Below are 24,741 nucleotides of genomic sequence, written 5' to 3' on the forward strand. Positions count from 1 at the left end.
GGCCGCGTCAACCGCTCAGGGTTCCATGCCCGCCAGCAGGCGATACTGGTTGCGCACCGGTGTCGCGTACTGCTGGATCAGGTACGGCTGCTGCACGCTCGGGCAGGCGGCCAGGCGTTTGCTCCATTCGGCCTCGGCGCGCTCGACTTCCTCGGGGCTGAATAGCTCGGCGGCGCTGGGCACCTGGATTTCCGGGTCCTGCTCGTCCCACAGGCGGTACGCCAGGTAGTGCACCGGGAATAGCCGGTAGCTGCCGAGAATCTGCCGATCCACCACCAGGGCCATCTGCTTGGCGTCCTCGGGCACGCTTTCCATTGGCGTGCCGAAGGCGATGTGCACCCGGCCTTTATAGCCAGTGATACCCAGGGCGATGCTCGCGTCATCCTCGCCTGGCGCCTTGCTGTAGGTCCCGGTGGTGGCGCGGATGTACAGCTCGCGGGCCTTGGCCTGGTCGCAGGGGTCGTATTCGTAGCTGATCGACACCGGCACCGGGCGCAGCGCCGCCAGTGCTTCGGCGAAGGCTTCGTCCTTGCGACTCATGTGCAGCATCTTGAGAATGGCCGAGTCGGTGCGGTCGTCACCGTCCTTGGCGCGGCCTTCGGCCTGAGCGATCCAGACCGACTCGCCGTCGTTGCGGATCGAGTGGTTGATGTATGCCGAAAGCACCTGGTAGGCGGCCAGCTTCTCGCGGCGGCCGGTGATCGAGCGGCGCACGATGAAGCTCTTGTTCAGGCGCATCAGGTCGCTGACGAAGGGGCGCTGCAGCAGGTTGTCGCCGATGGCGATACGCGGAGTGCGGATGCCGGCCTGATAGACCGCATAGTTGACGAAGGCCGGGTCCATGACGATGTCGCGGTGATTGGCCAGGAACAGATAGGCTCGGCCTTTCTGCAGCTGCTCGAGCCCGGAGAAGGTGACGCCGTCGGTGGCACGCTCGATGGTGCGGTCGATGTAGGCCTCGATCTTGTGCTGCAGGGCATCCACCGTATGGATGCTGGCGAACTGTTTGCGCAACCGCTGCGAGATGACCGGCTTGATCAGCCAGCCCAGGCTGTCGGCCAGCCGCGGGAAACGGAAGTGCGCCAGAATGTCGAGAAACTCGCGATCGGCGAACAGGCGCGCCATGACCAGCGGTACTTCGGCGTCGGCGTAGGGTCGGATGGCTTCGAATTCGTCCATCATGCTCTCTGTAAAGGAAACGAGGAACGGGCCTGCAGCGGGTGGGCAGGCAATTCGCGGAACGGACCGGAGCCGGCTGGCTCATACTCATCGAGTAAACGGCCGTTTCGCCGCATGCCTGTGAAACCCTGCTTGCGGCCCAGGGTGCCCAATTGCGGGACACACCGAGTCGGTCTTCTTAAAGGCTCGAATCAGCGACCTTTAAAGACGGCGATTATAGCGACAAGTCACGCGGAGGACCGATGCTGGAAACACAGCTCTTTCATTGCCCCTATTGCGGCGAGCCGGTCGAGGCCGTTCTCGATCTCAGCGCGGGCGATCAGCAGTACATCGAGGACTGCGCCGTGTGCTGCCGGCCGATCGTCTTCGATCTGCATACGGACGGCGAGCAGTGGCAGCTGGAAACCCGTGGGGAGGACGAATGATGCGGCGTATCTACGAGCCGCGCGATCTGCTGGAGGCGGAAATGCTCAGCGGCATGTTGGTTGCCGAGGGCATCGAGGCATTCCTGGCGGGCAGTCATCTGATCGGCGCCATGGGCGAACTGCCGGCGGCCGGGCTACTCGGACTCATGGTCGCGGATGAGGATGCCGAGCGGGCACGTCAGCTGATCGCTGCGTACAATGGCGCCGAGCCGTTGCCGGGCGATGAACCGGAGAGTTACCCCGGCGAACTGATCTGCTGACGAGTCTTTTTATGTGCGGTCGCTATGCCCTTTTTCGCTGGAGCCAGGACTTCGCTGCCTTGCCTGGCTTCCCCTCCGATCAGCAACCGCACTGGAGCCTCGCGCCCGGCGCTTCGGTGCTGCTGTTGCGCAAGGTCGATGCGCAGCTGCAGCTCAGCCGCGTGCGCTGGGGGCTGACGCCGGCCTGGCTTACCGATCTGACGCGCACGCCGGCCCAGGCGCGGGCGGAAACCATCAGCGAGCAGCCGATGTTCCGCGAGGCGTTTCGCCTGCGCCGCGGGTTGCTGCCAGCCAACGGCTTCTATGAATGGCGCGGCTCGGCGCGCAAGCGCCCCTATTGGATGACCTGCGAAGGCTCGCTCGCCTATTTCGCCGCGCTCTGGGAAGCCTATCCGGTGCAGGGGCACACCTATCTCAGTGCTGCTGTCGTGACCCAGCCGGCGGCCACGCTGCGCCGGCCGCTGATCCTCGACGAGGCGGGGCAGGCGGCGTGGCTCGATCCCGCCACCCCTCCCGAAACGCTTCAGCAATTGTTGCTGCAACCAGCCCCGACGCTGCGCGAGCGGCCGCTGGCGACGCTGGTCAACGACCCGCGCCTCGATTCTCCAGAATGCCTCACCCCCGCTTGAGACATCCGCCTGGCTGCCCGGTCCTGCCGACAGCTCCGGTCAGACCCTGAACTGATTGATCAGGCGGCGCTGCTGCTCGGCCAGACGTGTCAGGCCGGCGCTGGCCTGGCTGGCTTCCTCGGCGCCACCGGCGACCTCCTGTGCGACCTGACCGATGTTGGTGACGTTGCGGTTGATGTCCTCGGCCACGGCGCTCTGTTCCTCGGCGGCGCTGGCGATCTGGTTGTTCATGTCGTGGATCAGCGAGACCGCCTGGGTGATTGCCTGCAGCGCTTCGGCAGCCGCATCGGCCTGCTCGACGCTGCGCTGGGTGCGGTTCTGACTCTGCTCCATCACCTGCACCACGTCCCGGGTGCCGTTCTGCAGCTGCTGGATCATCTGCTGAATCTCGCCGGTCGCCTGCTGCGTCTTCTGCGCGAGGTTGCGGACTTCGTCGGCCACGACGGCGAAGCCGCGGCCCTGCTCGCCAGCACGCGCCGCCTCGATCGCGGCGTTCAAGGCCAGCAGATTGGTCTGCTCGGCGATGCTGCGAATGGTGACCAGAATGGCGTCGATATTTTCGCTGTCGCGAGCCAGCGTCTGCACCACCTCCACTGCACGGCCGATCTCGTCGGCCAGTTCGGCGATGGTCGAGCCGGTGTCCTGGACGATATGCCGGCCCTGATTCGCGGCGCGGTCAGCATTGCCCGCCGCTTCGGCCGCCTGGGTCGCGTTGCGCGCCACGTCCTGAGCCGTTGCGGTCATTTCGTGCACAGCGGTGGCCACCAGCTCGATTTCCGCCAGTTGCGTCTGCACCCCCTTGTCGGTACGGATAGCGATGTCGGCGGTGTGCTCGGAAGCGTCGCTGACCTTCTGCACTGATCCGACCACCTCGCCGATCATGCCCTGCAGGCGTGCCAGGAAGGCGTTGAAGCCGGCGGCAATCTGGCCTAGCTCGTTGCGACTGTTGATGTTCAGGCGCTGGGTCAGGTCGCCTTCGCCCTGGCCGATGTTGTCCAGCATCACCACCATCTCGCGCAGCGGACGGGTGATGCGCCGGCTGACCAGCCAGATTGCCAGCAGGCCGGCAAGGCCGATCAGCATGCCGATGATCAGCATGGTGGCCAGGCTGCTGCGGCTTTCCTCGCCGAGCGCCGCCATGAGCTGTTCCAGGTCCTTCATGACTTCGGCAATCGGTAGCTGCAGCATCAGTACCCAGCGGGCGTCGGTGCCGTCAAAGGAGAAAGGCAGGAACAATGCGACGTGGCCATTCGCCTGGTCGATCTGATAATGGGTTTGGCCGGCCGGCAGGCGCTGGACGAGCGCTTGCTCCTCGGCGTCGAGGATCTGTGCTGCCGGCTTGCCGATCAGGTTCTTGTCGCTGCTGTAGGCGGCCAGGCGGCCGTTGTTCGAGATCAGCGCGATCTGCCCGACACCGCCATAGAGCTGCGCATTGGCATTGCTCAGCAGTTGCTGGATGAAGTCGACACTGATGTCCGCGCCGACGATGCCATGGAATTTGCCGTCGACGATGATCGGCGCGTTGAACGAAGACAGTAGCGACGTTTTGCCATTCATCTCATAGGGGGCGGGATCGCCGACGCACGGTTTGAGTTGCTCGCGCGGGCACAGGTAGTACTCGCCGGCACGTACGCCTGTATCCAGCAGTCGGGTGTCTTCGATATCGGTGAGGCGGTCGACCAACAGCTTGCCGCTGCCGTCGCGGTATACCCAGCTGGCGAAGCGACCGTCGACCATGCCCGGCTCGTCGCCGCGATACATCAGGTCGTTGGCATCCACACCGTTGGGCTCCCAGGCGATATAGGTGCTGGTCAGCTCGGGATTCTCGATCAGCGTCTGGCGGGCGAGGTTGATCAGTTCCTCGCGCCGGAGGTTGGCCATCGGCATACCGTCGTCGCCGGTCAGCGCGGTAAGCGTGTGCACCCGCGCGAGGCTCGTGGCGATCTGCAGAGGCGCCTGCAGTTGCGCCTGGATCCGGCTGACCTGGGTCTGGGCGAGGGCGGTGACGCGCTGCTCGACCATGCCGTCGATCAGCGAGCGGGTCCGCTCCTCGACCAGCGCCTGGCTGCGCATGCCGGAAACCATGGCATATAGCAGAAGTGCGGCGATCACGGCCAGGGTGCAGGTGCCGGCCAGCGCGGCAAAGGCGGTCTGGATGGATCGGAACATGTGCGGAACTCCAATTGCGCAGCGGATAGGCAGGCTATCGGCCGGATTTGCGACAACTGCAGCGGCACGTTCGGTTGCCTGACAGGTGGGCCCGCGATAGGGTCTGTTCCCGTTTCGTACGCGGCCGCGCCGGAGCCGTTTTTTGCGCGAGGCAAGGCACGAGGAGCGAAGTTTGGTCATTCCAAATAAGCGACAAGTAACGCCGCATCGCGCAAAAAACGGCCCGGCCCTGCGGGTTGCGCGGCAAATGGCGCCATGCGGCGTTGCGGGACTTGGCAAGGGAACCACCATTACCTGCGTCCCGCGCCTGCGGAACGCCGCCCGGCCATGGCGCCATTTGGCGCAGCAACGTGGCTTGCGACGAAACGGGAACAGACCCTAGGATACGGCGCAGGTTTTCCGGAGAAACTCGATGTTTAAGCCGCACAGATTGTCGCTGTTGGCCGCTGCTGTCGTGCTGGCGGGCTGTCAGGCCGTCAACACCACCAGCGGCGGCGCCGTAGGCGTCGACCGCAAGCAGTACATGTTCAGCATGCTGTCGACCGAGCAGGTCAACCAGATGTATGCCCAGTCCTACCAGGAGACGCTCAGTGCGGCGTCGAGCAAGGGTGTGCTGGAGAAGAACAGTGCAATCGCCAAGCGGGTCAACGGCATTGCCCAGCGGCTGATCGCCAAGGTCGGAGTGTTCCGTCCCGATGCCACGCAATGGGATTGGCAGGTCAACGTCATTGACAGTCCGGAGCTCAACGCCAACTGCGGCCCGGGCGGCAAGATCATCTTCTACACCGGCCTGATCGAGAAGCTGAAGCTCACCGATGACGAGATCGCGGCGGTGATGGGGCACGAGATCGCCCACGCATTGCGTGAGCACGGCCGCGAAGCCATGTCCAAGGCCTATGGCGTGCAGATGGCGACTCAGTTGGGTTCGGCCATGGGTGTCGGTACGGGTGGCCTGCAGCTGGCGAACATGGGCGTCGAATACCTGATGACGCTGCCCAACAGCCGCGGCAACGAGAACGAAGCGGATCTGATTGGTCTGGAGCTGGCCGCCCGTGCCGGTTACAACCCGAACGCGGCGATCACGCTGTGGGAAAAGATGGCCTCGGCCGGTGGTTCGGCTCCGCCTGAGTTCATGAGCACCCACCCATCCTCGGCGACTCGCACCGCGGCGCTGCGTGCCAATATTCCGAAAGTGATGCCGCTCTACGAGCAGGCCCGCAGCGGCCGCTGACCGAGGCGACGCGGCTCGCCGACCGCTCAGGTCGGCGACAGCAGGGTCGAGAGAGGTGTTTCGATACCCAGCTGCTGGTGCACGCCCTCAAGATCGATCAGAGTGTGAATTTCCTCGATATCGCCGGCCGGATTGAGCGTCCAGACGCTCATCGCGGCGATGGCGAGGATCTTGTCGGTGGCCGAATAGCCGAACAGCGGCGTCGCCAGTGTTCCCATCACCGTGCTCGAGGTGACCACCTTGTGGCCCTCGCAGATGCACTCATCCACCACCACTTCCAGGTCCGGCATGGCGCTACGCACACTACGCACGAGCTCGGCGAAGCCTGCGCTGTTCAGCGGCTGGCCAATGAATGAGCCCTTGTAGGCGAAATACTTGCTCTGCATCTGTTCGGAAAGGGCCAGACGGCCCTTGTTCCAGCTCAGATCGATATGGTTGCAGACTCGTTTCTTGCGTCCATCCGCTGACATGCAGCCTGATCTCCTCGGGGCGCTGATGTGCGCTGCGGTAGCGCACTCTATCAGCTCCCCGGTTGCGCAGATTTGCGCTGGGTATCAGCCTGAGACAATCGTGCTCATGGTCAGCGCCTGATAGCCGGCGTACAGCGCCAGTGCGGCAAAGCCGGCGGCGGCGACCCGGCGGATCAGCGTCAGCGGCAGCCGGTCGGCGGCGAAGTGGCTGGCCAGTACCACCGGAACGTTGGCCAGCAGCATGCCGACCGTGGTGCCGAGGATGACCAGCATGAATTCCGGATACTGCGCGGCGAGCATCACCGTCGCGACCTGGGTCTTGTCGCCCATCTCGGCAATGAAGAAGGCGATTGTTGTCGCGATAAACGGGCCGTAGGGGCGGCCGAGCTTGGCGTCGTCGTCATCGAGTTTGTCCGGCACCAGCGTCCATAGCGCGACCGCAGCGAAGCTGGCCGCCAGTATCCAGCTCAGCGCTACCGGCGAGAGCAGGCTCGATACCCAGCTGCCGACCGCACCGGCGGCGGCGTGGTTGGCCAAGGTGGCGACGACAATGCCCCAGATGATCGGCCAGGGTCGCCGATAACGCGCCGCCAGCAGCAGCGCGAGCAACTGCGTCTTGTCGCCGATTTCGGCGAGCGCAACGATCAGGGTGGGGACGAAAAACGATTCCAAGCGGCATTCCTTTAGGGCGGGTCGACAGATTCACCATGACATGCGCAGCCTGCCCGCCCGGGTCAGGTGTACATGTCATGGGTCTTGTCAAACCTGGCCTGGCGTATCGTTACGCGCTGGCCGGTCGCATGCGCCATGGTCTGTGGACCAAGTATGTTGACGCATGCCGGACGAGCAGGGCGCTCGTCGGAGACTACTCCCCCAAGGACGGCGGCGAGTTTGCCGCAACCGGCCGGTCGGTGCAACCGCCGGTCGCGGGCATCAGGGCCGCAAGGCGCGGTAGATACGGAAGCCGTCGCGCTCGGCGAGCGTGTGGCACGGGCCAAGATGCTGCTCGATCAGGGGGGGATACCTGAGGAACGCGTTGGCCACCAGCCGCAGCTCGCCATCGCTGATCAGGTGCTCGGCGGCGCGTTCGATCAGCGTCTCGCTGGCCCGGTAGCTGGTGTGCACGCCCTGATGGAACGGCGGGTTACTGACGATCGCAGCCAGTTGCCGAGGCGCGGCGACGATGCCATCGCCGGCAATGACTTCAGCTTCGAGCCCGTTCGCGGCAAGCGTCCGGCGACTGCTCTCGACGGCGAAGGCGTCGACGTCCAGCAGCACCAGCTCGCTTTGCGGATAACGGCGTTTCAGCGTGGCGCCGAGAATGCCGGCACCGCAGCCGAAATCCAGCAGTCGGCCGCCGGGCAGGTCGTCGAGGTGCTCGAGCAACAGAGCGCTGCCCAGATCCAGGCGGCCATGGCTGAACACGCCGGGCAGGCTGACCGCCTCGAGCGGCCCGTCAGTCAGTTGCAGGGTGAAGCGGCTGGCCAGCGCATCGAGATCCGGCGCGGCGGGCGCCTGCTCGACCTCGACCTGCCAGAGCTGGCAGTGACGGGCACTGTCGAGCTTGCGTGCGCGGCCGAAGCTGGCCAGCTGCTTGGCGGCACGCTCGATGCCGCCGCGCTTCTCGCCCACCAGGTACAGCGGTCGGCCGGGCAAACGTGCCGCCAGGGCCTGCAACAGGTAGTCGGTCAGCTCGCGGGACTTCGGCAGGAACAGCACGGCCGTGTCGAACGCCCCCTGCGGCGGGGCGACGCCGAAGCTGCAGCGCCCGCCGAAGCGCTTGTCCAGCTGCTGCTGTTCGCCGGCGTGCCAGCTCCAGGCGGTAGCGCCTGTCAGCTGCCCCAGCAGATCGTCGGCCGGCAGGCCGGCGAGCAATACCCGGCCGCCGAACAGCTCGGCCTGACGCAGCAGCACTTCGCTTCGCGGGTCCATTGGGGTCTCCCTGAAAAAGGCCGGAAGCTTAGGGGCGCGGTGGCTTCTCTCGCAAGCCGTAGTTGCCGGCTCAATTGACCTGGCGGAGTGGGCTGCCGGCGAAGAAGGCCGTGGCGTTCTCGGCCAGCTGGCCAACGATGCGCTGGCGTGCCTCGCGGCTGCCCCAGGCGCTGTGCGGCGTGATGATCAGGCGCGGCAGGTCCGGGGCTAGCAACGGGTTGTCGTCGCGTGGCGGCTCGCTGGTCAGCACGTCGGTGGCGGCGCCACCCAGGTGGCCGCGGCGCAGCGCATCGGCCAATGCCTGTTCGTCCACCAGACCGCCACGGGCGGCGTTGATCAGGAAGGCGCTCGGCTTCATCAACTGCAGCTCGCGGGCACCGATGAGATTGCGCGTCTGTTCGGTCAGCGGGCAGTGCAGGGTCAGCGCATCGACCTGCGGCAGCAGCTCGTCCAGGTCGAGGCGATCCGGGCGCTTCGGCCGTCCCGGTAGGTTGCCGACCAGCACGCGCATGCCCAGGGCTTCGGCGAGCTTCGCCACGGCGCTGCCCAACTCGCCATGCCCAAGCAGGCCGAGGGTCTTGCCTTCGAGCTCGACGATGGGGAAGTCGAGCAGGCAGAACTGTCCGCTTTCCTGCCAGCGTCCGCGGGCGACGGCGGCCTGGTAGTCGGGCAGCCGCGTGGCCAGGGCCAGCAGCAGCATCAGGGTGTGCTGGGCGACGGTTGGGGTGCCGTAGGCCTGGCAATTGCTGACGACGATGCCTCGTTCGCGGGCGGCCTGCAGGTCGATGTTGTTGACGCCGGTGGCCGAGACGAGGATCAGCTTGAGTTCCGGGCAGGCGGCGAGCGTCTCTGCATCAAGCGCCACCTTGTTGACGATGGCCACCTGGGCGCCGCGCAGACGCTCGACGATCTGGTCCGGCGAACTCAGTTCATGGCAGACCAGCTCGTCGAAGGCGCTGCGCAGCGGGACGAGATCGAGATCGCCCTGATCGAGCGGGGAGAGGTCGAGGAAAACGGCGCGAATGGGCATCAACTGTACCTTTCGAAGTCGCCGGGGCTGGACGACAATGTCTAGCCCGGCTTAAGCGTGGAGAGCGGATTGTGTACTGGATGGAGTTTATGACCGTGGCGCTGGTGCATCTGCTCGCGGTGGCGAGCCCCGGCCCGGATTTCGCGGTGGTGGTGCGCGAAAGCGTGGCGCAGGGCCGGCGTGCGGGTAGCTGGACGGCGCTGGGAGTCGGCTGCGGAATATTCGTCCATGTCGCCTACTCCCTGCTCGGCATCGGCCTGATCGTCTCGCAGTCGATTGTGCTGTTCAACCTCTTCAAGTGGCTGGCGGCCGCTTATCTGGTGTACCTCGGCTGGCGAGCGCTGCGGGCTCGGCCGATGAGCCTGGAGGCGATCGACGGGGCGAACGCACCGGTGGCGCGAAGCGCGTGGCGGGCGTTCGTGATCGGCTTCGTCACCAATGGCCTGAATCCCAAGGCCACGCTGTTCTTCCTCTCGCTATTCACCGTCGTGATCAGCCCCGATACGCCGCTGCTGGTGCAGGCCGGCTACGGTCTCTACCTCGCCGGTGCGACTGCGCTGTGGTTTCTGCTGGTGGCCTGGCTGTTCAGCCGAGGCCGCGTGCGTGCTGGCTTTGCGCGCATGGGGCACTGGTTCGATCGGCTGACGGGGGCGGTGCTGATCGGCCTCGGCGCTCGCCTGGCCCTGAGCGAGATCGGTTAACACGCTGAAACGAGGTGCGGGGAAAATAATCCTTTGGACTGATTTTGCCCGGGGGGCGACGCTCTAGAGTGCAGCGTACAAGTCCAACAAGAACAGGATGCCCTCCATGCTGCAGACCCGTGTCATCAAGCCCGCGGCGAACGCCTACCAGTATCCCCTGCTGATCAAGCGCCTGCTGCTGTCCGGCGTGCGCTACGAGCGCAGCCGGGAAATCGTCTACCGCGACCAGCTGCGTTACGACTACCGCACCCTCAACGAACGGGTCGCGCGGCTGGCCAACGTGCTGACCGCGGCCGGGGTCAAGCCGGGCGATACGGTGGCGGTGATGGACTGGGACAGCCATCGCTACCTCGAATGCATGTTCGCCATCCCGATGATCGGCGCGGTGGTGCACACCATCAACGTGCGCCTGTCGCCGGATCAGATCCTCTACACCATGAACCATGCCGACGACCGCTTCGTGCTTGTCAACAGCGAGTTCGTGCCGCTGTACCAGGCAATCGCCGGGCAGCTGACCACCGTGCAGAAAACGCTGCTGCTCACCGATGGCGAGGCGCGTGATGCCGGCTTGCCGGACTGCGTCGGCGAATACGAAAGCCTGCTGGCCGCCGCAGCGCCGAGCTACGACTTCCCCGACTTCGACGAGGACTCGGTCGCCACGACCTTCTACACCACGGGCACCACCGGCAATCCCAAGGGCGTGTATTTCACCCATCGTCAGCTGGTGCTGCACACCCTGGCTGCGGCGGTGACCGTCGGCTGTCGGGAGAACCCGCGACTGATGGGTTCGGACGACGTCTACATGCCGATCACGCCGATGTTCCACGTGCATGCCTGGGGGCTGCCCTACGTTGCCACCATGCTCGGCCTGAAGCAGGTCTACCCGGGCCGCTACGACCCCGAGTACCTGATCGATCTCTGGCGCCGCGAGCAGGTGACCTTTTCCCATTGCGTGCCGACCATCGTGCAGATGCTGCTCAATGCCAAGGCCGCCCAGGGCACCGACTTCAAGGGCTGGAAGATCACCATCGGCGGCAGCGCGCTGACTCGGGGCCTGTACGACCAGGCCAAGGCCCGCGGCATGAACCTGATCGCGGCCTACGGCATGTCCGAGACCTGCCCGCTGATCTCAGGAGCGCACATCAACGACGAGTTGCTCGAGGCCGACGAGGACACGCGTAGCACCTTCCACCTCAAGGCGGGCGTGCCGGTGGTGCTGGTGGACGCGGCGATCCAGGCCGCCGATGGCAGTTTCCTGCCGGCGGATGGCGCCTCTCAGGGCGAGTTGGTACTGCGGGCGCCCTGGCTGACCCAGGGCTACTACAACGAGCCGGAAAAGAGTGAGGAGCTCTGGGCCGGCGGCTGGCTGCACACCGGCGACGTCGCGGTGATCGACGAGATGGCCAATATCGAGATCCGTGACCGCATCAAGGACGTGATCAAGACCGGTGGCGAGTGGTTGTCGTCACTGACGCTCGAGGGGTTGATCAGCCGCCACGAGGCGGTGCGTGACGTGGCTGTGGTCGGTGTGCCGGACGAGCGCTGGGGCGAACGGCCGTTTGCGCTGGTGGTGCTGGCCGAAGGCCGCGAGTTGAATGCCGAGCAGCTGCGCGCCTTCCTCGAACCGGCGGTCACCGAAGGGCATATCAACAAGTGGGCGGTTCCCCAGCAGATCGCCGTGGTGAGCGAGATTCCCAAGACCAGCGTCGGCAAGCTGGACAAGAAGCGCATCCGCAGCGAAATCGCCCGCTGGCAGGAGGAGAGTGCGCAACAGGCCTCGCGCTGAGGCGTTCGGCTAGGCGGGGGTGGACGCCAGCAGCGTCTGCACCCGCGTCTGCAAGGCATCCAGCGTGAAGGGTTTGCCGAGCAGCTCCTGCGCTGGCGCAGAGGGCTGCTCGGCGAACTGGTGGCCGTTCATGCCGCCCGGCAGGCCGATATCGGTAATCAGCAGGTCTATCGAACCGGCCTCCGCCAGCAGGTCGAGGGCGGTGACGCCATTGGCCGCCTGCAACGTCCGGTGACCCATTTCCTCCAGCACCTCGCAGACCAGCGTGCGGATACTGTCCTCGTCATCCACCACCAGCACCCGCCGGCCGGCTATGCCGCTCGGCAGCTGTCGCGGTGCCGTCTGCTCCGTCTGCTCGCTCAGCGCGCCACTGTAGCGCGGCAGATACAGGCAGACCGAGGTGCCCTGTCCGGGCGTACTGTCGATCTGAGCACTGCCTCCCGATTGGCGGGCGAAACCGTAGACCATCGACAGGCCGAGCCCGGTACCGGCGCCCAGCGGCTTGGTGGTGAAGAAGGGGTCGAAAACGTAGGGCAGCTTTTCCGGGGCGATACCACTGCCCGTGTCTTCCACGCTCAACACCACGTAGTCGCCTGCAGTCATGCCCAGGCGCGCGGCAGCTGATTCATCGAGTGTCTGGTTAGCGGTCCTGATGCCCAGGCGGCCGCCGTCGGGCATGGCGTCTCGCGCATTGAGCGCCAAGTTCAACAATACATTCTCCAATTGATTGGCGTCGCACCGGGTCAGCCAGAGGTTGTGCGCCAATGCCAGGTCGAAGGTCACCAGCGGGCCGATGGTTCGCTGCAGCAATTCGCGCATGCCATCGACCAGCGCGTTGGCGTCGGTCGGGCGAAGATGCAACGGCTGACGCCGGGAGAATGCCAGCAACCGGTGAGTAAGCGCTGCCGCCCGGTCAGCGGAACTCAGCGCACTGTCGAGATGGCGGCGCAGCTCGTCATGACGTCCCTGTTCCAGGCGCCGGCCGAGCAGGCCCAGCGCGCCGACGATGCCACCCAGCAGGTTGTTGAAGTCATGGGCGAGGCCGCTGGTGAGCTGACCTACCGCCTCCATCTTCTGCGCCTGGTGCAGGGCCGATTCGGCGGCGGCGCGGGCGGCGATGGCTTCTTCGACACGACTTTCCAGGGTGTCGTTGAGCCGCTGCAGGGCCAGTTCGGTGCGCTTGTGGTCGGTGACGTCGATGCAGGCGCCGATTAGATAGGACGGCTGTCCGGCTTGGTCATGCACATTCATTGCCCGGCCAAACAGCCAACGCTCCCCAAGGGCCGGTAGCAGCACGCGAAAGTGCATCTCGAAGTCATCGCCGTCGATGGCGCAACGCTCGCCGAGGAGCACCATGCGTTCGCGGTCCTGGTGATGCACGCGCTCGAGCAGGTCGCTCAGGTAGATCTCGCCGAAGCCTTCCATACCCATCAGCCGCAGCATGGCGGTGTCCATGTCGATTCGCTGGCTCGCGAGTTGCCAGTAGAAGGTTCCGGTGCCTGATACCAGCAATGCGGCATTCAGGCGTTCGTCGCTTTCCTGCAGCTGTGCGCGAGCCAGCTCCTGGGCGTGCCGTTGTGCTGTGACATCCTCGACCCGGTGGATGATATAGCGCACTTGCCCTGCGGCATCCTTCACCGGAGCGTTGACCACGTTCCAGAAGCGTTCCTCGAAACCACCGCCGCTGGAATCGGGGCGCCGAATCGCGTAGCGCACCTGGGTCAGGCGCTGGGGCTGCCCGGTGGCGATTACCTGTTGCAGTGAACGTCGCAACGTCGCGGCGCCCGAGTTCGGGTTGTCCGGTTGCTGGTCGCTGAACACCTCGAATAGCGGCTTGTCGATTACGTCCTCGCGGCGAGTCATGGTGATGCGCAGTCGCTCATCACTACAGGCAACCATGGTGTAATCGGCGTCCGCCGCCACGATCAGGTAAATACCGGGCAGGCCGTCGATGATTGCCTGCAAATCATGCATAACGATCAGGTTCCCTTTTGCGGCGCGCCTCATGCGCGTCTATGTAGTGACTCCATCGCAGCGGGAAAATTGCCCGCCAGGTCACGGGCGGCCCGCGTGATTGCCTGTCGTCCACGCAGGCGGCAATCTGTTGCTTGCTGCGCCAGCGCCGCGATTAACCTTGCCCTGCTTGAGGATGTCATGACTGACACTGGACTCACCTTGATCCGCGAAACCTTTCCCGTCGGCCCCTTGCAGTGCAACTGCACCATCATTGGCGACCCGCTGAGCAAGAAGGCCATCGTCGTCGACCCAGGCGGCGATCCTGAGCTGATCATGGCGCGGCTGGACGCTCATGGGCTGAAAGTGGTGAGCATCATCCATACCCATGCGCATCTGGATCACTTTCTCGCATCCGGCAAGATGAAAGAGCGCACCGGCGCCACGCTGCATCTGCACAAGGCCGATCAGTTCCTCTGGGACAATCTGGAGATGCAGTGCCGCCTGTTCGGCGTGCCCTATACGCCGGTGCCGGCGCCCGATCGGTGGCTGGCCGATGACGAGGAGCTGGCCTGCGGCTGCGGCGTGGCGTTGCATACACCCGGGCATACGCCGGGCTCGATGAGCTTTTGGTTCGCCGACGCCAAGCTTCTGATCGCCGGTGGCACCCTGTTCCGCCGCGGTATCGGGCGGACCGACCTGTGGGGCGGCGACTACGCGGCGATCGAGCGCTCCATCAGGCAGCGGCTCTACACGCTTGATGAGGAGGCCACGGTGGTGACGGGCCACGGTCCGGACACCCGGCTGGGCGACGAGATGCGCGAAAATCCTTTCGTCCGTGGCTGAGCAGGCAGGGGGCGTTGCGCGGGTTCTGCTGCACGGTTCCAATCGCTGGCCATGGTCGGTGTTAATCTAGCGCCGCACTCAGGGCTGGGCTCGCATGAGCACGGGATCGCCCTGGTAACTGTCGAGAGAAGGAAGTACCTATGAAAAAGCTGAACATCACCGCTCTCGCAGCGGGTGTCGTCCTGCTGGCTGGTTGCACCACCAATCCCTATACCGGCGAGCAGCAGGCAGGTAAGGCAGGTATCTACGGCGGCATCGGTGCGGTCAGCGGTGCGGTCATCGGCGCGGCGACTTCAAGCAAGAAGGACCGTACCAAGGGCGCGCTGATCGGCGCCGCGGTGGGTGGTGCGGCGGGCGGTGGCTACGGTTACTACGTCGATACCCAGGAAGCCAAGCTGCGCCAGACGCTGCAGGGCACCGGTGTTCAGGTGCAGCGCAACGGCGACAACCTGACCCTCATCATGCCGGGCAATATCACCTTTGCCAGCAACTCCGCGGACATTTCCAGCAGCTTCTACCCCACCCTGAACTCGCTGGTGCAGGTCTTCAAGGAGTTCAACAAGAACGGTGTCGATATCGTCGGCCATACCGACAGCACCGGCTCGCTGCAGCTCAACCAGGACCTGTCCAACCGCCGCGCGCAGAGCGTCGCGTCCTACCTGATCGCCAATGGCGTCGCCCCGGCGCGCATTTCGTCCTACGGCGCGGGTCCGAGCCAGCCGATCGCGAGCAACGACACTGCAGCTGGTCGCGCGCAGAATCGCCGCGTCGAGATCAATCTCCGTCCGCTGTAATCGCCGGCCCCGGCGGCCGGTTGGTTGAGTCTCGCTCAGGCGGAGTTTGCAGGGCCTGCTTACGTGTCGCCCCATAGGCATCGACATCGCAATGATGTCGATGCCGTCGTTATTCAGACGCCATCAATCCGTTCGTGCTCGCAACCATGGAACCTCTCTGCGCTATGCGAATCTGACATTCGATAGCGCGCCAGTAGTGGCACAGAGGAGGTCGAATGGATGATCGTCCCGCTCTCCATTCCCGCAGGTCCTGGCTGCCATTACTGGTCGCTCTGACCCTGATGGCGGGGCTGGGTGGATGGATTGGCTGGCAGTGGCATGTCCAGGAGCAACGCAGCAAGGTCGAGCAGGAGCAGCGCTTCACTTTCGCGGTCGATGACATCGAGCACACGCTGCGCGAGCGCATGCGCGCTTACGAGATGGTGCTGCGCGGCCTGGCCGGCGTCGTCGCGGGCAGCGATCTGGTGACGGTGGACGACTGGGCGCGGGCTGCCGATCAGCTGCAGTTGCAGGACTTCTATCCCGGCATTCAGGCGGTGGCGCTGGCCCGGCATGCCACGCCGGAAACCATCAACGACATGATCGAGCAGATTCGCGCCAGCGGGCGTGAACGCTTCCGCATGTACCCGGCCGGTGAGCGGGCCGAGTACGTGGTCGTCGACTACATCCATCCCACCGACTGGCGAAACCGACGGGTGCTGGGCTTCGATCTGTTCAGCGAGGCCACCCGTAGGGAAGCCATCATCAATACGCGCAACAGTGGTAACCCGGTGCTTACCGGACCGTTGCGCTTGAAGCAGGAAACCGAGCAGAACATACAGGTCGGCGTCCTGCTGTTCCTTCCGCTCTACGCTGCGGCCGCTCCGGTAACTACGGAAGAGGAGCGCCAGCGAGCCTTCGTTGGGACCTTGCACGGTGCGTTTCGCCTCACCGATCTGATGGAAGGCATCCTCGGTTCGCGCAGCCGAATGCTGCAGCTGCAACTGTTCGACGCCGCGAATCCGGACGAGCCGTTGCTGGCTGGCCGAGCCCCGGTCAGCAACGATGCGGCCTTCCAGCGGGTGCGCAACATTTACATGTATGGCCGCAGCTGGCAGCTGCAGGTCGCCAGCACGCCGGAATACGAGGCAGTACTGCGCGACAACAACCGGGCCTTCAGCCTGGCGGCAGCTCTCACGGCGGCGGCTCTGTTCTCGTTGCTGGTTGGCGGTTACCTGTATCTGCGCGAACGTGCGTTGCGCAGCAGCCAGGCGCTCAGCCTGCAGCTGCAGGAACGTGAAGCACGCTTTCGCCAGCTCATCGAGCAGCTTCCCGTCGCGACGCTGCTGTGCAATGCCAGTGGGCGCATCGAGCTGGCCAATCAGAGTGCCGGGCTGCTGCTCGGCAGCACGGCCGAACTGTTGGCCGGCGAACGGGTGAGTCGCTACGTGCCGGGCGTGCTCGGCGAGCAGATCCTGCGACAGTTGCGCGAAACCAGTCAGCTCGAGTTGCAGGGTCAGCGCGACGATGGTCGGCCGATCCCGTTGGCGGTCAGCCTGACCAGCTTCAGTCACGACGAGACCCTGTACTACGTACTCAACCTGCTCGACCTGCAGGCGCGCAAGCGGGATGAGGAACGTTTTCGTAACGTTGTCGAGGCATCACCAAACGCGTTCGTGCTGGTCGATGAGCACGGCGAAATCGTCATGGTCAATCGCCAGACGGAGCTGTTGTTTGGCTACACCCGCCAGGAGCTGCTCGGGCAACCGGTCGAGCTGCTGCTGCCGGAAGTTCTTCGCGAAGCCCATCGAGGCTTGCGCCAGGGTTACGCCGAGCATCCGGAGCCGCGGCGCATGGGCGGCAATCGCGAGCTGTTCGGACGCCATCGAGATGGCAGTGCGTTGCCGGTGGAGATCGGTTTGTCACCGCTGCGCAGCGGCGACGAGCAACTGGTGCAGGCGGTGATCATCGACATCAGCCATCGCAAGGCGGCCGAGCGCCGGCTACGCGAGCAGGCGGACCAGCTGGCAGTGGCCAATCGCTACAAGTCCGAATTCCTCGCCAACATGTCCCATGAGCTGCGTACCCCGCTCAACAGCATCCTCATTCTCAGCGACCAGCTGCGGCAGAACGGCTCGGGCAATCTCAACGACAAGCAGGTGCGCCATGCCGACATCATTCACCGTGCCGGTCATGAACTGCTGCAGCTGATCAACGATGTGCTGGATCTGGCCAAGATCGAGTCCGGACGCATGCAGCTCAAGCTGGAGCCGTTCAATCTGCGCGAGCTGCTGAGCGAACTGGAGTCGGCACTGCGGCCGATGGCCGAGCAGAACGGCCTGCTGTTCAAGGTCAGCGTCGATCCCGACGTGCCGTCCAGCCTGAGTTCCGACCGGGCGCGGCTGCGGCAGGTGTTGCACAACCTGCTGACCAATGCGCTCAAGTTCACCGAGCAGGGCGAGGTGGAGCTGCGGGTGAGCTGCCCGAGTGCCGCTCATGAGGCCGATCGGCAACTGCAGATCGAGGTGCGCGACACCGGCATCGGCATCGCCGCGGATCAGCAGGAGCGCATTTTCCAGGCGTTCCAGCAGATTGATGGCTCGATCAGCCGTCACTACGGCGGCACTGGCCTGGGCCTGGCGATCACCCGCCAGCTGGTGGAGGTGCTGGGCGGCGAAGTCAGCGTGCAGAGCGAACTGGGCCACGGAGCCATCTTCACCGTGCGCTTGCCGATTGGTGCGTCGGCTGCACCGGCGCACGCCGAGCTACCACGCCAGCCGCAGCGTCGTGGACGTGGTCCGGGACTGTTGATCATCGAGGACGACGCCGACTTCGCATCCGTCGTGGCCGAGGTGGGGCAGAGTCATGGTTTCACCAGTCTGATCTGCAATACCGGGCAGCAGGGCCTGGAGGCTCTGCAGCGAGAGCATTTCGCCGCAGTGATTCTGGATATCCTGCTGCCGGACATGAGCGGCTGGCAGGTCCATCGCGAGCTACGCAACGACGAGCGACACCAGGGTTTGCCGGTGCTGATCATTTCCTGTGTGCCGCAGCCCAACGACTGGCGTGACGATGGGACTCGCTACCTGGTCAAGCCGGTCGCGCAGGCTGAACTCGAACGCATCTTCTCCGAGCTGGCGCGGCATGAGCACAACCCGTTACGGCTGTTGCTGGTGGAGGCCGATTCGCAGCGTCGCGAGCTGATTCGCAACTACTTCGAGCGGCTCGGCTACCGCGTCACGCTCGCCGTTACCGCCGGCGGGGCGAGGTTGGCCTATGCCGAGCAGGTGTTCCCGGTGCTGGTGGTCGACAACGATCTGGCCGACGGCAGTGGTCTGGATTTGCTGGACGCGCTCGACCAGGTGCGCTCGTTGCGTGGCGTGACCGTGCTGCTGAACAGTCGCGAGCCGCTTCCTGACGCCGACCTCAAGCGGCTGCATCGGTATTCGGCGACCGCGTTGGCCAAGACCGAAGCGCTCGAGCGCATGGGTCAGGTGCTGCGCCCACAATCCGATTCTGCAGCACCGAGCCCGGTGGTTGCGCTTCAATTGTCGGCGCCTGGGCGAAGGGTGCTGTTGGTGGATGAAGACGTGCGTCTGATCTATTCGCTGACGGCCCAGCTCGACGCGCTGGGGCTGCAGGTAGTCCCGGCAACCAGCGCCAAAGAGGCCATTGCGCGTTTCCAGGAGGATGCCTTCGATCTGGTACTGCTGGACATGGATCAGCCGGGGGTGGAAGGTCCGGAAGTGACTCGACGCCTCAAGCATGAGCTCGATTGCCAAGTGCCGATCGTGGCGCTGACCGGCCCCGAGGCGGCGCGGACGAAGGACTCTATTCTTCTGGCGGGTGTGGATGATGTGCTGGCCAAACCGGTCGAGGATACGGCGTTGCTGGAACTGGTGCGGCGGAGGCTGGGCCTGGAGCAGGGCCCGACCGATGCGGAGAAGGAGTAGCGAGTGGGACAGGCTGAACAACGTGATTTCAAGCTGGTAGCGCAGTCATCGGTATACGTGGTGCATGCTCCCGTCGGCGGGTGTTCACCGCTGACGGTCCTGCAGTATCGGCCCGGAGGTTGGCGATGAGTCAGGCGCAGCTCAAGGCCAGACCGCGCAGCCGTACGCTGCTGGTGGTGGATGATCGCGAGGCCAATCTGGTGGCGATGGAGGCGCTGCTGGGCGACGGTGACTGGCAGGTGCATACGGTCAACTCCGGCGAGGCTGCGCTCAAAGCGTTGTTGGAGCTCGACGTGGAGCTGGTCCTGCTGGATGTGCAGATGCCCGGCATGGATGGCTTCGAGGTTGCCCGCTTGATGCGCGGCAGTCCGCATACCCGCTATACGCCGATCATCTTCGTCTCGGCCATCGCGCATACCCGTGATTCGGTGTTGCGCGGCTATGCCACCGGCGCGGTGGATTTCATCCTCAAGCCGTTCGACCCGCAGGTGCTCAAGCACAAGATCAACACGCTGTTGGCCCACGAGCACAACCGGCGCGATCTGCAGTTGCTCACCCAGCAACTCGACAGTGCCCGCGCGTTCAACGCGTCGGTGCTGAGCAACGCCGCCGAAGGCATTCTGGTGGTTGCCGAGGACGGCATCATCAGCTTTGCCAACCCAGCGATCGCCGGCATGCTGCACACCCGCGTCGAAGACCTGCAGGGCACACCCTTGCTGTCACACCTGGCCGCACCGGATATGCCCGCGGAGTGGCACGAGTCGGACTTCTATCGTTACTGGCGCAGTGGCTCAACCTTCCGCCTGCACGAAGCGCAGCTGCATACCGCCAACGGAACGCCGCTGCCGGTGGCGCTATCGAGCTCGCCGCTGCCGCGCCAGCAGCGCTCGATGGTGGTGATCGCCCTGGATATGTCAGTGGTGCGCAACCTGCACACGCAGCTGGAAACCCAGGCGGTCACCGACTCGCTCACCGGACTGCTCAATCGCCGTGGGTTCCATCAGGCGCTGGAATCGTCGCTGGCGCGGGTCGATCGCAACGGCAAGCGCATGGCGATCCTCTACATCGATCTGGACGGCTTCAAGCGCATCAACGATTCGCTCGGCCACGACGCCGGTGATGAAATCCTCTGCAAGGTGGCGCGCCTGCTGGAAACCTGCATGCGCCCGTACGACATCATTGCGCGCATGGGTGGCGACGAGTTCACCGCGCTGCTCGATTCCCTAGACCAGCCGGAGGACGCCGCGCGGGTCGCGGAAAAACTCATCGAACTGATCTCGGTGCGGCACAAGATCGATGGCACCGAGGTAACCCTGGGCGCCAGCATCGGCATCGCGCACTTTCCCGACTGCGGAGTCAGTGTCGACCAATTGCTGCGCTCGGCCGATATGGCGATGTACGAGGCCAAACGCGCCGGTCGGCGGCAGTATCGCTTTTTCTCCAGCGATATGAACGAGCGGGCGCATGCGCGGCTGATGATGGAGGAGAACCTGCGCAGCGCCACCGACCGCAACGATTTCGAGCTGCTCTACCAGCCGCAGGTGATGCTCGACAGCGGAGCCCTGCGCGGTTTCGAAGGCCTGTTGCGCTGGCCGCAGGGCGAGGCCGGCGAGAACCAGCCCGGCGTGTTCATCCCGTTGCTGGAAGAAACCCGGCTGATCGAGCGGGTAGGCGACTGGGTGCTGCGCGAAGGGATGAACGAGTACGTGCGCTGGCTGCCAGCCCTCGGCACCGACCTGATCCTCAGCCTGAACGTCAGTCCGGTGCAGTTCAGCCGGGCCGGGCTGTTCGATTCACTGCGACGGCTGCTTGATGAATACCAGCTGAACCCGGCTCAGCTGGAGCTGGAAGTCACCGAAGGCACGTTGATGCAGGATCTCGAGCAAAGCTGCGAGAAGCTGCGGCAGCTGCGCAAGCTCGGAGTGCGCGTGGCAATCGACGACTTCGGCACCGGCTATTCATCACTGGCCTATCTGCGGCATTTCGAACTGGACACGCTGAAGATCGACCAGCTGTTCATCGCCAATATGCTGGACTCGCCGCGCGATGCGGCGGTCGTCAGCACCATCATCGACCTGGGTCGCAACCTGGGGCTGGAAGTGGTGGCGGAGGGCGTGGAAACCCTCGCTCAGCGCGATTGGCTGGTGGAAAACGGCTGTGATGTCATGCAGGGCTTCCTCGTGTCCCCTGCGGTTACCGCTGAGCAGGCGCGCGCCTTTGCGGCGCAGCCCGTCTGGCAGCCACCGAGCCGCTAGAGCTGCCTCAGCGGCGCGGCGCAAACTGCTCGTGCAGTTGCGCCAGCTCGGCGTCCTTTTCGCTCCACAGTTCGTTGACCCACTGCTGGAAGCTCAGTCGATAGGCCTCGTCCTGGTCATAGTTTCTGCGCAGGAACTCGCCAGGGATCGGCTGCACCTTGAGCCGCAGGACCACCTCGGGAATGTTGCCGGCGAGCAGATCCCAGAAGCTCGGTCGACCGTGCGGGTAGTGGATGGTGACGTTGATCAATGCCGTCAGCTGCTCGCCCATGGCGTCGATGACGAAGGCGATGCCGCCAGCCCGAGGCTTGAGCAGGTGGCGGTAAGGGGACGCCTGCTCGTCGTGCTTGTCCTCGGTAAAACGCGTGCCTTCGAGGAAATTGAATACCGACACCGGGTTGGTCCGATAACGCTCGCAGGCCCGCCGCGTGGTGGCCAGGTCCTCGCCGCGCTTTTCCGGGTGCTTGGCCAGGTATTCCTTGCTGAAGCGCTTCATGAAGGGAAACTCCAGCGCCCACCAGCACAGGCCGATCACGGGCACCCAGATCAGCTCCTGCTTGAGGAAGAACTTGAGGAACGGCATGCGCCGGTTGAGCTGGTACTGCAGCACCAGAATGTCCGCCCAGCTCTGGTGATTGCTGGTCACCAGGTAGGAGTGATGCATATCGACCTGATCCAGCCCCTGCACGTCCCAGCGGATTGGACGGACCAGGTCCATCCAGAAGCTGTTCATCGCGATCCAGGACTCGGCGATCCAGTGCATGCCGAAGCGCAGTGTGCGTTGTACCGCTGGAATGGGAAGCGCCAACTTGAGCAGTGAGAGGGCGAACAGCGGCCAGCACCAGAACAGGGTATTGAGCGCCAGCAACAGCGCGGCGAGGGCGCCTCGCACTGGCGCGGGGAGGAAATTCAGCATGGAATTCTCATCGATACGGCTGATTCGAGGCGCCAAGAGTAGCGATTATGCGCTGAACTGCAACTATCGAGAGCGAAAGGCGATTGCTGCCGCCGGCCCCAAGGCGCGGCGACAGCGATCGTCGAGGCCGATCAGGCCTTCTGGTTGGCGGCCTGCAGTGCGGTCAGGGCGATGGTGAAGACGATGTCGTCCACCAGGGCGCCGCGCGACAGGTCGTTCACCGGCTTGGCCAGGCCCTGCAGCATCGGGCCGACGCTAAGGCAGTTGGCGTTGCGCTGAACGGCCTTGTAGGTGGTGTTGCCGGTGTTCAGGTCGGGGAAGATGAACACCGTGGCCTGGCCGGCCACCTTGCTGTTCGGCGCCTTCTGCCGGCCGACGCTGAGCACGGAGGCGGCGTCGTACTGCAGCGGGCCGTCGATCGGCAGCTCCGGTGCGCGCTCCTGGGCGATGCGCGTGGCTTCGGCGACCTTCTCGACTTCCGCTCCGCTGCCGGAGCTGCCGGTGGAGTAGCTGATCATCGCCACACGCGGGTTGACGCCCAGCGCCACGGCGGACTCGGCGCTCTGCAGGGCGATCTCGGCCAGCTCGGTAGCGCTCGGGTTCGGGTTCACCGCGCAGTCGCCGTAGACCAGTACCTGGTCCGGCAGCAGCATGAAGAACACCGAGGACACTAGGCTGTAGCCCGGTGCGGTCTTGATCAGCTGCAGGGCCGGGCGGATGGTGTTGGCGGTGGTGTGCACGGCACCGGAAACCAGGCCGTCCACTTCGTCCAGCGCCAGCATCATGGTGCCGAGGACCACGGTGTCCTTCAGCTGCTCGCGGGCATCGTCGGGCGTCAGGCCCTTGGCCTTGCGCATTTCGCACATCGGCTCGACGTAGCGGTTGGCGATGCTGTCCGGATCGAGGATTTCCAGGCTGGCCGGCAGGGTGATGCCCTGTTCGCGGGCGACCTGCTGGACTTCCTCCGGCTTGGCCAACAGCACGCAGCGGGCGATGCCACGCTCCTGGCAGATGGCGGCGGCGCGGATGGTGCGCGGCTCGTTGCCTTCCGGCAGGACGATGCGCTTGTTGGCGTCCTGGGCGCGCTTGACCAGTTGGTAGCGGAATGCGGCCGGCGACATGCGCAGCTCGCCACGCGGCACGCTGCAGCGGGTGTGGAGGAATTCCGGGTGCAGGTGCTTGGCGATGAACTCGGTCACGCGGGTGGCGCGCTCGATATCGTCCGCCGGGGTTTCCTTGTTCAGGCCGAACAGGTTGTTGGCCGTGTCGTAGGAGTTGCTCTCCACGGTCATCACCGGCAGGCCGCCATCCAGCGCGGCCTTGCACAGCTCGAGGATGCGCGGGTCCGGCTCGAAGTCGCTGCACAGCAGCAGGCCGGCGAGTTTCTCGCCGTTGAGCGAGGCCAGGCTGGCGGCGAGGATGATGTCGTCGCGGTCGCCCGGGGTCACCACGAGCACGCCGGAACGCAGCAGTTGCACGGTGTTGGGCACGGCGCGGGCGCAGAGAACGATCTTGTTCACGCGGCGCTGGTCGGCCTCGCCGGCGTTGAGCACCTGGGCGCCGAGCAGTTCGGCGATGTCACGGGTGCGCAGGGCGTTGAGTTCCTCGGAGAACGGGATGGCGCCGAGCAGCTGGAAGTCGGCGCTGCCCAGCAGCGGCAGGTGCTGCTTGAGGCTGTCGATAAAGGCCGGCAGACCTTCCTCGGTCTTGACCTTGTTGAGGATCACGCCGAGCACTTTCGGATCCTTGGCGCCGCCGTACAGCTGGGCCTGGATCTCGATGCGTTCGGCCAGGCGCTTGAGGCTATCGCTGCCCTGGGCACCGATCAGGATGACCTCGGCGTCCAGGCTCTTGGCCAGCTGGGTGTTGATGCGCTGGGTGTAGTTGGACTCGCGGGTCGGCACCATGCCTTCGACGATGACCACATCCTTGCCCACAGCAACTTGCTGGAAGCGGCTGACCACGTCCTCGAGCAGGAGGTCGATCTCGCCATCGGCGAGCTGGCGCTCGACCTGTTCCAGCGGCAGCGGCTCGGGAGAAGTCAGGTTCAGCGTGCGCTCGACCAGGATGCAGGAGCGTTCACGGCCCTGATCGACCGGGAAGGGTTGGGCGATCGGCTTGAAAAAGCCGACCTTCAGCCCGGCGCTTTCCAGCGCGCGAATCAGGCCAAGGCTGATGGAGTTTAGGCCGCCGCCGAAACCGGTAGGGGCAAGGAAGAGTGTGTGCATGGCAT

The 24,741-nt window shown here is 64.9% G+C and carries 19 protein-coding genes, 1 pseudogene and 1 riboswitch; of the genes and pseudogenes, 10 read left to right on the forward strand and 10 right to left on the reverse strand.

Annotated elements, in window-relative coordinates; genetic code table 11:
* Positions 1-15: 15 nt before the first annotated feature.
* Complete coding sequence (locus HZR81_RS06945) at positions 16-1,182, reverse strand: 1-acyl-sn-glycerol-3-phosphate acyltransferase (RefSeq protein WP_063544549.1); 1,167 nt, start codon at positions 1,180-1,182, stop codon at positions 16-18.
* Between the two features lie 239 nt (positions 1,183-1,421).
* On the opposite strand from HZR81_RS06945, the gene HZR81_RS06950 reads away from it, so the two are divergent.
* From HZR81_RS06950 to HZR81_RS06960, 3 genes are read left to right on the forward strand one after another with little or no spacing between them, the layout of a single operon-like run.
* A complete protein-coding gene (locus tag HZR81_RS06950; protein ID WP_063544551.1) occupies positions 1,422-1,604 on the forward strand; it encodes a CPXCG motif-containing cysteine-rich protein in 183 nt (60 codons plus the stop codon).
* A complete protein-coding gene (locus tag HZR81_RS06955) occupies positions 1,604-1,864 on the forward strand; it encodes a putative signal transducing protein (protein WP_063544553.1) in 261 nt (86 codons plus the stop codon). Before HZR81_RS06950 ends, HZR81_RS06955 begins: the two co-directional genes overlap by 1 nt.
* A gap of 11 nt (positions 1,865-1,875) precedes the next feature.
* Positions 1,876-2,493: an SOS response-associated peptidase gene (locus HZR81_RS06960; RefSeq protein ID WP_500127671.1), complete on the forward strand. Its 618-nt coding sequence runs from the start codon at positions 1,876-1,878 to the stop codon at positions 2,491-2,493.
* Between the two features lie 39 nt (positions 2,494-2,532).
* Here the strand turns inward: HZR81_RS06960 and HZR81_RS06965 are convergent, their stop codons facing one another.
* On the reverse strand, positions 2,533-3,375 hold the full coding sequence (locus tag HZR81_RS06965; protein ID WP_500127724.1) for a methyl-accepting chemotaxis protein: 843 nt from the start codon (positions 3,373-3,375) through the stop codon (positions 2,533-2,535).
* A 15-nt stretch (positions 3,376-3,390) separates the two neighbouring features.
* A pseudogene (locus HZR81_RS06970) lies at positions 3,391-4,953 on the reverse strand (methyl-accepting chemotaxis protein); the annotation flags it as partial.
* 121 nt (positions 4,954-5,074) lie between these two features.
* Here HZR81_RS06970 and HZR81_RS06975 point away from each other — a divergent pair.
* Positions 5,075-5,893, forward strand: a complete 819-nt coding sequence (locus HZR81_RS06975; RefSeq protein WP_063544559.1) for a M48 family metallopeptidase — start codon at positions 5,075-5,077, stop codon at positions 5,891-5,893.
* Between the two features lie 26 nt (positions 5,894-5,919).
* Here the strand turns inward: HZR81_RS06975 and HZR81_RS06980 are convergent, their stop codons facing one another.
* The 4 genes from HZR81_RS06980 to HZR81_RS06995 all read right to left on the reverse strand — a co-directional run bounded on the left by HZR81_RS06980 (position 5,920) and on the right by HZR81_RS06995 (position 9,325).
* Complete coding sequence (locus HZR81_RS06980; RefSeq protein WP_063544561.1) at positions 5,920-6,363, reverse strand: ester cyclase; 444 nt, start codon at positions 6,361-6,363, stop codon at positions 5,920-5,922.
* Between the two features lie 84 nt (positions 6,364-6,447).
* On the reverse strand, positions 6,448-7,035 hold the full coding sequence (locus tag HZR81_RS06985) for a TMEM165/GDT1 family protein (RefSeq protein WP_200600098.1): 588 nt from the start codon (positions 7,033-7,035) through the stop codon (positions 6,448-6,450).
* Between the two features lie 90 nt (positions 7,036-7,125).
* A riboswitch (yybP-ykoY riboswitch) is annotated at positions 7,126-7,242 on the reverse strand.
* Between the two features lie 54 nt (positions 7,243-7,296).
* Entirely contained in the window at positions 7,297-8,295 is a 999-nt protein-coding gene (locus HZR81_RS06990; RefSeq protein WP_500127672.1) for a methyltransferase, read from the reverse strand.
* Between the two features lie 70 nt (positions 8,296-8,365).
* The gene (locus tag HZR81_RS06995) at positions 8,366-9,325 is read right to left on the reverse strand and encodes a 2-hydroxyacid dehydrogenase (RefSeq protein ID WP_500127673.1); all 960 of its coding nucleotides are present in this window, start codon (positions 9,323-9,325) and stop codon (positions 8,366-8,368) included.
* A gap of 71 nt (positions 9,326-9,396) precedes the next feature.
* Between HZR81_RS06995 and HZR81_RS07000 the strand changes: the two genes are divergently transcribed.
* Both HZR81_RS07000 and HZR81_RS07005 read left to right on the forward strand, forming a co-directional pair.
* Complete coding sequence (locus tag HZR81_RS07000) at positions 9,397-10,026, forward strand: LysE family translocator (RefSeq protein ID WP_079328469.1); 630 nt, start codon at positions 9,397-9,399, stop codon at positions 10,024-10,026.
* Positions 10,027-10,132: 106 nt separating this feature from the next.
* On the forward strand, positions 10,133-11,812 hold the full coding sequence (locus tag HZR81_RS07005) for a fatty acid--CoA ligase (RefSeq protein WP_500127674.1): 1,680 nt from the start codon (positions 10,133-10,135) through the stop codon (positions 11,810-11,812).
* A gap of 9 nt (positions 11,813-11,821) precedes the next feature.
* On the opposite strand, the gene HZR81_RS07010 is transcribed toward HZR81_RS07005, so the two are convergent.
* Positions 11,822-13,786, reverse strand: coding sequence for a hybrid sensor histidine kinase/response regulator (locus tag HZR81_RS07010; protein ID WP_500127675.1), 1,965 nt, complete (start codon positions 13,784-13,786; stop codon positions 11,822-11,824).
* Positions 13,787-13,966: 180 nt separating this feature from the next.
* Here HZR81_RS07010 and HZR81_RS07015 point away from each other — a divergent pair, with 180 nt between their 5' ends.
* The 4 genes from HZR81_RS07015 (at position 13,967) to HZR81_RS07030 (ending at position 21,592) form a co-directional block, all read left to right on the forward strand.
* Positions 13,967-14,611, forward strand: coding sequence for an MBL fold metallo-hydrolase (locus HZR81_RS07015; protein ID WP_500127676.1), 645 nt, complete (start codon positions 13,967-13,969; stop codon positions 14,609-14,611).
* Between the two features lie 140 nt (positions 14,612-14,751).
* Positions 14,752-15,405, forward strand: coding sequence for a YiaD family glycine zipper/OmpA-like lipoprotein (locus tag HZR81_RS07020; RefSeq protein ID WP_063544575.1), 654 nt, complete (start codon positions 14,752-14,754; stop codon positions 15,403-15,405).
* A gap of 215 nt (positions 15,406-15,620) precedes the next feature.
* Entirely contained in the window at positions 15,621-19,337 is a 3,717-nt protein-coding gene (locus tag HZR81_RS07025; RefSeq protein ID WP_500127677.1) for a CHASE domain-containing hybrid sensor histidine kinase/response regulator family protein, read from the forward strand.
* A 125-nt stretch (positions 19,338-19,462) separates the two neighbouring features.
* Positions 19,463-21,592 carry a two-component system response regulator gene (locus HZR81_RS07030; RefSeq protein ID WP_208217624.1) on the forward strand — a complete coding sequence of 710 codons (2,130 nt, stop codon included), beginning with the start codon at positions 19,463-19,465 and terminating at the stop codon, positions 21,590-21,592.
* Positions 21,593-21,599: 7 nt separating this feature from the next.
* Here HZR81_RS07030 and yihG read toward each other — a convergent pair whose 3' ends face one another.
* Both yihG and pta read right to left on the reverse strand, forming a co-directional pair.
* Complete coding sequence (gene yihG, locus HZR81_RS07035; protein WP_500127678.1) at positions 21,600-22,508, reverse strand: 1-acylglycerol-3-phosphate O-acyltransferase, YihG family; 909 nt, start codon at positions 22,506-22,508, stop codon at positions 21,600-21,602.
* Positions 22,509-22,639: 131 nt separating this feature from the next.
* A complete protein-coding gene (gene pta, locus HZR81_RS07040) occupies positions 22,640-24,736 on the reverse strand; it encodes a phosphate acetyltransferase (RefSeq protein ID WP_063544583.1) in 2,097 nt (698 codons plus the stop codon).
* Between the last annotated feature and the right edge of the window lie 5 nt (positions 24,737-24,741).

It is taken from the genome of Pseudomonas sp. LM13 (assembly GCF_041381355.1).
Lineage (GTDB): Bacteria > Pseudomonadota > Gammaproteobacteria > Pseudomonadales > Pseudomonadaceae > Stutzerimonas > Stutzerimonas frequens.